Source organism: Frankia sp. KB5 (assembly GCF_002099325.1).
GTDB classification, from domain to species: Bacteria; Actinomycetota; Actinomycetes; order Frankiales; family Frankiaceae; genus Frankia; species Frankia casuarinae.
On record NZ_MRUJ01000202.1, the window covers coordinates 1 to 10,341 of the forward strand.

Sequence of the window (10,341 nt, forward strand, 5' to 3'; positions counted from 1 at the left end):
ACACCAGCCCATCCTCGAGCAACAATGGCTCCGTGTGATGCTGCGTCCGAGAGGCCACCAGGGGCCGCAGCCCCAGGGTCCTCCACCCCGCCGACTGCGTCGCAGGAGAACGACGGCGAACGGCGTGCCCTCAGTCGCACTGCGGCCGGCTCCGACGGCATCTTCGCCGACGTCGTCCTGACCATCGGYGGCACATTCAAAAGGATCAGCCCAGATGCTGACTACCGCGCGAGGAGAGTCAATCCCAGCCACGCCGATCTGTTCGACGGCCTTGTCCGTCGGGCGGCCACCGTGCAGGTCCTGCCCCTGCCATGTCCTGGTTGAGGCGCGTGGGGCGACACGAACGGTGCTCGTCAACCGCGGCGATCTACTCTGCCCAGAACKGATGGGCTCCCGTCGACCGGCTCGACACAGCCACCGTTGTCGCTCGCGCCTCCCGGGAACGCATGCGCTGTTCCGGTCTGTCATCTGGAAACCGGGGCGGCATGAAGGAGCTGACACTAGCCTTGGGACCAGGCCAGCCGAGACGAGCGAACGTGATCAACCAGTGGGCGGTTCACCGCATCGGTGGAGGCGAGCTCAAGCGCATCCCAAGCACTGCGCCCAGAGTGTGCCTTACCACGCCAGATCTCGGCTCCCTCCACCTCGCCCCTTCGGCCCCGACAGGCGGAGGATGATGGCGATCCGTCGGCGACCTCCGGTCTATTCTCAGAGCAATCGGCCCGTTACAGTCCTCCTGTGCGCCTTCGCACGATGCACTGCTGCGACAGCGCGGCGGACCTCGCCAGCCTCTGGAGGACGACGTCGTGGGCAAGCCTGGCCGGCGGGTGGAGCAGGACGAGTTGCGCGCGCGGATGCGCGCGGGCGGGATGAGCCACGACGAGATCGCCGTCGAGTTCGCCCGCCGCTACCACTACCGTCCCCGTGCCGCCCACCGTCATGCCCGCGGCTGGACCCAGGACCAGGCCGCGGACCATATCAACGCCCACGCGGCCCGCAGCGGCCTCGACCCCGACGGCACCGCGCCCATGACCAGCCCGAAACTGTCCGAAGTCGAGAACTGGCCGCTGCCAAACAATCGCCGCAGGCCCACGCCTCAGATTCTCGCGCTGCTCGCCGAGGTCTATGGCACCAGCGTGCAGAGTTTGATCGACCTCGACGACCGTGAGCAGCTACCCCCGGCTGACCTTCTGCTTATCAACCTGATCGAGACGAAGGGCGTGCCGGCGAGCGCGGTCGGTTCGTCCACGCGCGGGGAGTCGGCGAAGTCCGAGGTCGCGCCGATGGTGGACGCGCCGAGTCGCCAGCAGGTCCTGCTCGCCGCATCGGCGCTCGGTGTCGCCGCGGTGCTGCCCCGATCCCGCGCTGTCGCCGTGCCGTTCCCGGCCGCCCGATCCTCTGTCACACCAGTCGCGGAGGATCCCCTCGCTGATCTGAGGGAAGCGGTCACGGTGCCGGCGGAGTGGTCTGGCGAGCGAGAGCCGGGCGCGGACGCACTCGCCGAGGTGGATGCCCGCGCGCGGGAATGCCACCGCCGCTACCAGCAGGCCGATTACGACGGAACGGCACGCCTTCTTCCCGCGGTGGTGCGCGATATCGAAGCGCTCAGCGCGTACCAACCGGCAGGTGCCGATCAGCAAAGGATGCGACGCACGCAGGCCGTCGCCTACATCGCCGCCGCCAAGCTCGCGACCAAGTCCGGCGCCCATGATCTCGCGTGGCTGGCGGCGGACCGTGGGCAGCACGCGGCCCTCGCCGCGGACGCTCCCGCGTTGCTGGCGACCGCGCGACGGCAGATCGCCTGCGTCTTCCACGACCAGGGGCGGCTGGTTGATGCCGAACGGGTGGCCCTCGCCGCGCTCGACGCGGTGACCCGACGGCCAGGCGAGGAGAATCCGCGTGATCTCGCGTCGGCGCGGGGCGCGCTGCTGCTTCTCGCGGCAGTGACAGCGGTTCGCCAGGGCGAACGGACAGCAGCCCGTCGCCGGCTCGCCGCCGCCGCCGAGCAGGCAGCGGTGCTCGGCCAGGACGACAACCGGTTGTGGTCGGCGTTCGGCCCCACGAACGTGGCGATCCACAGCCTCACCGCGGCCCTGGCGTTCGACGATCCGACCGAGGCGGTGGACATCGGCACCCGGATCGATACGCGGCTACTCCCGTCGGCGCTGGCGGGCAGGCGCGCACGGCTCCACGTGGATCTCGCCGACGGACATGTCCGGCTCGGTGACGACCAGTCCGCGGCAGTACACATCCTGGAGGTCGCCCGCAGCGCACCCCAACTGCTGCGGGTCGACCCCGCGGCGCGGACCTTGCTGACAGCCCTCATAGGCCGCGCACGCGGTTCCACCGCCCCGGTGCTTCGTAGCGTCGCCGAACAGGCCGGACTCCCGCTCTGATGGCTGTCTCGCCAGTGCTGCACCTCGTAGTCTGCGCGGCGCCCCCCGCAACCCGGATCGAGGAGCTAGTCCGTCACGTCCACGGCAAAGGATGGGCGGTCTGCCTCGTCCCGACCCAGCTGGCCGCCACGTGGCTGGACGTGCGCGGCTTGGAGGAGCTGACCGGCCATCCGATCCGTTCGCGTCCTCGACGGCCGGACGAGCCCCGCTTGCCACCCGCGGACGCCGTGGCGGTTGTCCCCGCGACCTTCAACACGATCAACAAATGCGCGGCGGGGATCAACGACAGTCCGGCGATGGGCATCGTCAACGAGGCGATCGGACTCGACCTTCCCGTCGTCGTCGCCCCCTACGTCAAACCCACCCTCGCGGCCCACCCGGCCTTCACCCGAGCCCTGCACGACCTGGCTGCCTACGGCTTCACCGTCCTGGGTACCAATGCCATTCAACCTTGCGACGGAATGGCCGGTTTTGCCTGGCAACCCGTCCTGGACGCCCTGCCCCACAGCGCCCAGCGGCGAGACGCCGACGTGGACACCGGCTGAAACGGCCAGATTTTCGACGGCTGGCCTGCGCGACATCGAGGCGCGACTATCCGAACGATCGGCTGCGTCTCCGAAGGAACCGGGGCTGTTGACAAGCATCCCGCGGTCGTGCTGAAGACCTACGGCTACTCCCACCTCAAGGACCTGATGGTCGCCACCGACCTGTTCGAGCTTCAGCGCAGCGGCCCAGGAAAGTCCGGCGCCGTCCACGCACGCGTCAAGTAGACGCTCACCGCGCGGCGGCGGCGAGCCCGGCTGCCCGCCCACGGCGACCAGATCGCCTACATCCCCCGCCCCTCGGCCCAGCACCAGCACCTCCTCGACATCCTCGGCGTCGACCCAACCCGGCCACCTTGATCAGAAACCGGGACGGTCACCGCATCGAAACCCCATGTGCGGAAGACAGGTCTAGTGCAGCGCCTCAGTAGTTCCTTGCCGGTTGGCGCCCGGGTTGATCGTTACTTTTGGTAGTCGGTGAGGTGAACGATGGCGGYGGTGTCGTACGCCTCGGTGGGTGATCCGATCCGGCTGCCGGTGACGAGTACGGCCGGGGTGTAGTCCTCGGTGGCCGGGTCGTAGAGGGCGAACGCCCAGGCGTCGCCGCCGAGGTACTCGATCCGGCAGAGCCGGATCTGTTCGTCGTGCTCGTCACCCTCGCCGGCCCAGGCGCTCAGATAGCCGAACCCACCGCGCCACCGGATCGTGATCTCCTGCAGGACCGGGTGGGTCTGGGAGGCGTGGTGGTCGACGGTCCCCTCGACGAGGTCCTTGAGGCGTTTTGCCGGTACGGGCATGCCTGCCAGTGTGACCGCCTCCGCCCGCCGTGATGGGATCACCTCCGTGGCCGGTGCCAAGGGCCRCTGCCCGCGGCTCACCGCCTGCCCCCGGTGAGCGGCTCGCGGGCCCGTGACCTGGGGCTTGCGGAGCGGTGAGCGGCTGATGGGCCGGGGCTGGCGAACGGTCGCCGAGGCGATGACCGTCAAACGGCGCAGGAAGATCGACCAGATCATCGCGGCGGGCAGCAGCGAGGCGCGCCTCGTGCGGCGGGCACGGATCGTGCTGCTCGCCGCCGGCGGGGCGGGCCCCGCGGAGATCGCGCGGGTGGTGGGCTGTTCGCTGCCCACGGCCCGGCTCTGGCCGGCCCGGTTCGGCGCGCGCGGGATCCCGGGCCTGTTCGACCGGCCACGGCCAGGCCGGCCGGCGGTGCACGGCCCGTCGGCCAGGCTCGCGGTCCTCGCGACCGCGACCGCGATCCCGCCATCGGGGCAGGCCGTCTGGACGCAGCGCACCCTGGCCGCCCATCTGGCCGGCCGTGGCTTGCAGGTCTCGCCGGCGACCGTCGGGCGGGTCCTGGCCGAGGCGGAGGTCCGCCCGCACCGGGTCCGTGGCTGGCTGCACCGTGCCGACAACCCGGAGTTCTGGCTGCGCGCCAGCGAGGTCTGCCGGCTCTACCTCGACGGGCCACCCCCCGGCACGCTGCTGCTCTCGGTCGACGAGAAGACCGGGATCCAGGCGAAGAGCCGCAAGCATCCCGAGATCCCGGCCAGGCCGGGCCTTGATGCCCGCCGCGAGTTCGAGTACATCCGCCACGGCACCGTCTCGATCCTCGCGGCGATACACGTGTTCACCGGACAGGTCCTCACCCACCGCATCGCACGCAACAACTCCCGGACGTTCCTCGACTTCCTCGTCACCCTCGACCAGGCCATCCCGCCTGACCAGCGCATCCACCTGATCCTCGACAACGGGTCCAGCCACACCTCGGCCGCCACCCGAGCCTGGCTCGCGGCCCATCCCCGGTTCACGGTGACCTACACGCCGAAGCACGCCAGCTGGTTGAACATGATCGAGCAGTGGTTCGGGGTCCTGACCCGCCGGCTGCTGCGCCGCGGTGACTTCACCACCCGCGAGGACCTCGAGGCCCAGATCATCGACTTCACCCTCGCGCACAACGAGACCGCCGAACCCTACCGGTGGCGCTACGACGCCGAGGCCGAGCACGCCCGCTACCTCGACCGACACCCCACCCAGCAGCCGGACCACTCCACGCAGGACCTACCGAAGGCCGCCTGACATCACAGACCGTGACTAGACACCCGGGAAGGAATTACTGAGGCGCTGCACTAGAGCCGGTTCGCCCAGTACCTGGCCAGGCGGCATGCCGCGCCGCCGAGCAAGCTCGAGACAACATCGACGAGACTGCGTGTCCACCCGGACACGCAAAGGCAAGATGATGGTCGGACCCATATGATAGACTCCATCAAAAGACATTGACCCCTACGATCGGTAGGTTGATCGATTGAGTGCCTCTCGTCGGGCCTGGTGGGCACTCGCCGCCTTGGCCCTGGCCTCGCTGACGATCAGTCTCGATGCCACGGTGATCAATATTGCGCTGCCCACACTTGCGCACGACCTGGCTGCGAGTGCGTCGCAGCTGCAGTGGTTCAGTACGGCCTACACCCTGGTGGTTGCGGTCGGCCTGCTACCGGCGGGTCTGGCGGGCGATCGTCTCGGGCGGCGCCCGTTTCTCGTCGGCGGTCTGGTGCTGTTCGGTGTGGCGTCGGCCGCCTGTGCCTTTGCGGGTTCTCCGGCTCAGCTGATCGCGGCACGCGCGCTGCTCGGACTCGGCGCGGCGATGATTATTCCGCTCTCGGTGGCGGTACTGCCGGTGTTGTTCACCGAGTCCGCGGACCGCGATCGGGCTGTCGGTATCTGGGTGGCGGCGAACGCGATCGGGTTGCCGCTTGGCCCGATCCTCGGCGGCTGGCTGCTGACCACCTTCTGGTGGGGTTCGGTTTTTCTGATCAACGTTCCGCTGACAGTGGTGGCCGCGATCACCGTCGCCTGGTGGGTACCCAACTCCCGAGATACACGCCAGCGGTCGCTCGACTGGCCTGGTGTGGTGCTGTCCTCGCTCGGGCTGCTGTGCCTGACCTATGGGTTCATAGTCGCCGGTCGGCAGGGGTGGACGGACCTGACCGCACTGACGGCCTTCGTCGGTGGCCTGGCAGTGCTAGTGATCTTCGTGTGGTGGCAGCGGCGGGCGGAGTCCCCGCTGATCGACCTGACGTTGTTCGGGGATCGCAACTTCCGCTCCGGCGCAGTGCTGGCGAGCGTCGTGAACTTTGTGCTGTTCGGCGTGTTGTTCGTGCTCCCGCAGTACCTGCAGTCGGTCCTGGGTGCTGACGCCCTGGGTTCAGGACTTCGCCTGCTGCCGATGATCGGCGGCCTCGTCATCGGCACGCAGTTCGCACCCGCGCTGGGCCGCCGTGCGGGCACGGACTCCCTGATCGGGGCCGGCTTCACGCTGCTGACCATCGCGCTGGCGTGCGGGGCTTTGACGGGACGGGGAAGCGGATACGGCCTGGCGGCCGGATGGATGGCGGTCCTGGGGCTGGGGCTCGRCTTCTCGATGCCGACGACCATGTCCCTGGGTCTGTCGGCGTTGCCGGCGACGCAGGCAGGTTCGGGTTCGGCGCTGTTGCAGACACTGCGCCAGACCGGTGGCGCGATCGGGACCGCGGTGCTCGGCGCGGTCGCGATCGGGGCCTACCGGTCACGGCTGCCGACGGACGGTGTTCCTCCCTCGTTCGCACACGAGGCAAGGACGAGTATAGCTGGCGGAATAGCCGAGGCCGACCGGCTGGGTGACCTCCACCTAGTGGTACAGGCGCGCGGCGCGTTTGTCCACGGCATGGACGTCATGTTGATCATCTGCGCCGCCATCGCAGCAGCAGCGGCTGCCACAGCGATGGCCACCCGCGCCGAGCGGCGCGACGCGCTACCCGGTTCGAAAGCCGATCGACGAGAATCCAGCCATGAGTCACTCACCTGAGACGACGCGGCCGGGTCTGCGGGAACGCAAGAAGATCCGTATCCGAGCCGCGATTCGCGACAACGCGATGCGATTGTTCCTCGAACAGGGCTATGCCGCGACGACTGTGGAGCAGATCGCCGACGCGGCCGAGGTCTCGGCCAGTACCTTCTTTCGCTACTTCCCGTCCAAGGAGGCTGTGGTACTGGCCGATGACCTGGACTCGCCGATGCTGCGGGCTTTGCAGGACCAACCTTCCGGGCTGGGACCGTTCGCGACCATGCGCGCTGCCATGCAGATCGTGCTGGCAAGCCTGACCGCTGAGGACTATGAGCGGGAGATGGCTCGTACCCGGCTGATCCTTGCCGAGCCCGAACTGCGCTCCGCCATCGCGAATGAGTTCTCCCGGACGGTGGACATGTACGCCCGTGTCCTGGCGGAGCGCGCCGGCCGCGCACCAGAGGACTTCGAGGTGCGAGCATTCGCCGGCGCACTGGTCGGCGCGATGMACRCTGTATCGGGTCCGCCTGYGGATCTCTACTCATCCGGTAAGCGTGTGCTGGACTATCTGGAAGCCGGCATGCCCCTGTAGGAACAACACCCGAAAGGCTGCCGACGAATACCAGAGAAGACGGGTGGAAGTATATCTACCAACACGAATCTATTGGGGCATCTGTCGAGAGGAAGCCTCGATGCCCCGGAGTGTACTTTCTATGAAGTGTTGCACCCGGTAATGCTCTCCTACTCGTTGATGGTGTAGACCGCAGCGCGACCCAGAAACGGACGGATCTGTCATGGCAGCTAGCAGATATATCTTGCCAAGCATTGTCGAGCGGACCTCGCGCGGAGAGTACAGTACTGATCCGTACTCAAAACTTCTCAAGGAACGGATAATCTTCCTCGGCGCGCCCATCGACGATGTCACGGCGAACGACATCATGGCTCAACTGATCTTTCTGGAAGGTGAGGATCCGGATCGCGACGTGAGCCTGTACATCAACTCTCCTGGAGGCTCCTTCTCTGCCCTCGCGGCGATCTACGACACGATGCAGTTCATCCGACCCGACATCGCCACAACGTGTATGGGTCAGGCCGCATCGGCGGCGGCGATCCTCCTCGCCGCCGGCGCACCCGGAAAGCGCACGGCACTGCCGAACAGTCGAATACTGATTCATCAGCCTTCCGGACAGAGTGAAGGACAGTCCAGCGATCTCGAAATCCAGGCACGCGAGATTCTTCGCATCCGGACGCTTATGGAGGAAATTCTGGCTCAACACACCGGCCGTCCACTCGAGCAGATCCGAAGGGATATCGAACGCGACAAGATCCTCACCGTCCAGGATGCCGTCGAGTACGGGCTCATCGACGAGATTATTCCCAGCCGCAAGGCCTCGTCCCCGCGCCGCCCGCTCTGAGGCCAGCCTCGATCCACGGATCCGACACCGCCCCCCGCCTAGAGTATCGGGCGGCGTGATCTGGAGAACCGCCACTGTAGATACGGTAAGCGAGGACTCAAAATCGTGATCGACAAACCTGGGGTTCCTGCCCTGACCGAAGCCGAGAAGGATTTCGTCGATGCCTATCTCGCCATACTCGACCGGGTTGGTCGAATAAATCCGGGAGCCGGTATAGGGAAGACTTATTCGGCCCTGCGGGCCGCGCAGGCGCTCGTGAGTGATGCACAGGAGCTGCGCGAGACCCTTGATCTCATGATGGGGAGGGGAGAGCGGGAGATTTTCGGAGATGTTCTCACCAGGGCGCTGCTGGAACTTGACGGTAGCCGCCGCTCTCGCCGAGTCTTCATTTCTGCGGATCGATRCCCAGATCTGGACCGGCATGAGGGGGATGTCACATAGCCCAAGTGACTGCAAGCCTGGAAGCGGCGCGTGGGTCACGATCCTGGCCCGCCCGCGTCCAGAGGAAATCCCGTCGAGAGCCTCGTGAACCGCCGCGGTGGACGGGGTCGGCTGCGCCAGGCTGGGTACCAGAACCTGGAGGAGCTCCCGGGGATGAGGCATCGACCAGGATGTACTGTCCACCGCGAGCTTCGTGTGCACGGCCACCCGGCGGGCAGGATCTGCCCACCGGCCTCTGCGGCTGCTTGGATTTGGTTTCACAGAGACGGTTAAGTCACACCTTCACCGCTCCGGCCTGGGCACCGGGTGCTCGCCCAGGGGCACGCATGATCGGCAGGCTGCGCCAGTTCCGCCGACTCCGCACCCGCTGGGAGCGCCACGCGGACCTCCACCAGGCCTTCCTCACTCTCGCCTGCTCGATCACCTACCTCAGAAAACTCAAAGGATCATTCTGAAACCAGCTCTTACCGCGTAGCCGTCGACCTCCTCGTCGCCCGCGTCCCCTCGACCTGGGGATCGTCGGCTGCGGCGGCGAAGGCGTCGGTCGACGGCATTCGGTCGCCGACCGACCGCACGCGCGGAGCTATCGCCCTGTTCCCTCAAGCTCTCACTACGGGGATGACAGCGCGGGTCCCCGATGACCTGCCAGCCGCAGACGGCGCCCGCCCGTGCGATCCACAGCATCCAGCATCGCATTCCTCAGGTCTCCGCCGGTTTCGGTCGAGCAAAACATCACCCGCCGAGTGGGAAATATCCGGTAGACACGCCTGCCCTGCCCGTGGGGCAACCAGACCGTGAACAGCGCCGAGGTGATGATCCGGTTCTCCGATGAACAGGGCGTCACAACGCTGAGGATCTGGCATGGGGCCCGTCGGCCGTGGATTCCTACACCCTGTATCGCCCGCCTCGTCCGGGACATGCCAGCCTTCTACCTCGAGGTCACCAATCGAGGTGTGAAAAGGTTCACTGTCCGCATGTCCGGAGCCGGGTCCAGCGGAATGGATACCGGGCGTGACGTCGGAACACCTCCCCGGCCAAGGAGAACTCCCAGGTTAAGGCCCTGATGTCCGCGTCGTGATCGGATCCCGGCGTACGTTGACTAGCCAATATCACCTACTCTCCGTTAGACCCTTGCCACATGTTGCCCGATGTGGTTGTATGAGTAGTGCCGAACAAATTACCCGTTCGACCCGGGGGTTCGGTAATCGATACCGTATGTCTGCATATCGGGTCAGCGCCGCCCGCATCCACCAGGCATGGTTGTATGTCGGCTCCGTCAAGCAGTCGGCCTTTGTGGACACTACAAGTTCGACGGTGAATGGCGTTCGACGTCCGAAAGGCGAACGACTTTGACCACTCCCCTTCGGGATCGCGTGCCCGCCGCCCTGTTTCGCAGCTCACGGCTGGAGTCCGACTCATCCGGCTCACCCTCTGACGAGTTATACATTCCGGTATATGCGGATTCGTGTCTGCATGCAATAAACGTGATGCGTGCAGGAAAAGAGCATAGCCTCGGCTCGCCTGGACCGCTCGTTATTGCCGCGTGTCCACGCTCCAGTACCCAGCAGCCCACTCTGACAGGTCTCACAAGTACCAGGTCCTCGGGTCAGGCCGTCACCCAGGTGTGCCTTTCTCCTCGCCGCTACGTCCGTCGGCGCCGACCGCGATACAGATGCCGACACCCGAGACGACTATCCGGCCGTCCGGAGTCCAGGGTGACCCGCAAAGTC

8 protein-coding genes and 1 pseudogene are annotated in these 10,341 nt (G+C 66.6%); 8 read left to right on the forward strand and 1 reads right to left on the reverse strand.

Annotated features, from left to right (window positions below):
• Positions 1 to 854 precede the first annotated feature (854 nt).
• Both KBI5_RS18415 and KBI5_RS18420 read left to right on the forward strand, forming a co-directional pair.
• Positions 855 to 2,396 (forward strand): helix-turn-helix transcriptional regulator, encoded by a 1,542-nt coding sequence (locus tag KBI5_RS18415; RefSeq protein ID WP_241883011.1) that lies wholly within the window; start codon positions 855 to 857, stop codon positions 2,394 to 2,396.
• Positions 2,396 to 2,941, forward strand: a complete 546-nt coding sequence (locus KBI5_RS18420; protein ID WP_241883007.1) for a flavoprotein — start codon at positions 2,396 to 2,398, stop codon at positions 2,939 to 2,941. The genes KBI5_RS18415 and KBI5_RS18420 overlap by 1 nt, the downstream gene beginning before the upstream one ends.
• 458 nt (positions 2,942 to 3,399) lie before the next feature.
• Here the strand turns inward: KBI5_RS18420 and KBI5_RS25925 are convergent, their stop codons facing one another.
• Positions 3,400 to 3,735, reverse strand: a complete 336-nt coding sequence (locus tag KBI5_RS25925; protein ID WP_133057079.1) for a hypothetical protein — start codon at positions 3,733 to 3,735, stop codon at positions 3,400 to 3,402.
• A gap of 112 nt (positions 3,736 to 3,847) precedes the next feature.
• Between KBI5_RS25925 and KBI5_RS18430 the strand changes: the two genes are divergently transcribed.
• From KBI5_RS18430 to KBI5_RS28460, 6 genes and pseudogenes are all read left to right on the forward strand, one after another.
• The gene (locus KBI5_RS18430; protein WP_198537795.1) at positions 3,848 to 5,014 is read left to right on the forward strand and encodes an IS630 family transposase; all 1,167 of its coding nucleotides are present in this window, start codon (positions 3,848 to 3,850) and stop codon (positions 5,012 to 5,014) included.
• 226 nt (positions 5,015 to 5,240) lie between these two features.
• Positions 5,241 to 6,776 (forward strand): DHA2 family efflux MFS transporter permease subunit, encoded by a 1,536-nt coding sequence (locus KBI5_RS18435; RefSeq protein WP_085015955.1) that lies wholly within the window; start codon positions 5,241 to 5,243, stop codon positions 6,774 to 6,776.
• Positions 6,760 to 7,347 (forward strand): TetR family transcriptional regulator, encoded by a 588-nt coding sequence (locus KBI5_RS18440; RefSeq protein ID WP_085015956.1) that lies wholly within the window; start codon positions 6,760 to 6,762, stop codon positions 7,345 to 7,347. The genes KBI5_RS18435 and KBI5_RS18440 overlap by 17 nt, the downstream gene beginning before the upstream one ends.
• A 202-nt stretch (positions 7,348 to 7,549) precedes the next feature.
• Positions 7,550 to 8,170 carry an ATP-dependent Clp protease proteolytic subunit gene (locus KBI5_RS18445; protein WP_085015957.1) on the forward strand — a complete coding sequence of 207 codons (621 nt, stop codon included), beginning with the start codon at positions 7,550 to 7,552 and terminating at the stop codon, positions 8,168 to 8,170.
• Between the two features lie 102 nt (positions 8,171 to 8,272).
• A complete protein-coding gene (locus tag KBI5_RS18450) occupies positions 8,273 to 8,611 on the forward strand; it encodes a hypothetical protein (protein ID WP_085015958.1) in 339 nt (112 codons plus the stop codon).
• 338 nt (positions 8,612 to 8,949) lie between these two features.
• Positions 8,950 to 9,066, forward strand: a pseudogene (locus KBI5_RS28460) (IS5/IS1182 family transposase); the annotation flags it as partial.
• Positions 9,067 to 10,341 lie beyond the last annotated feature (1,275 nt).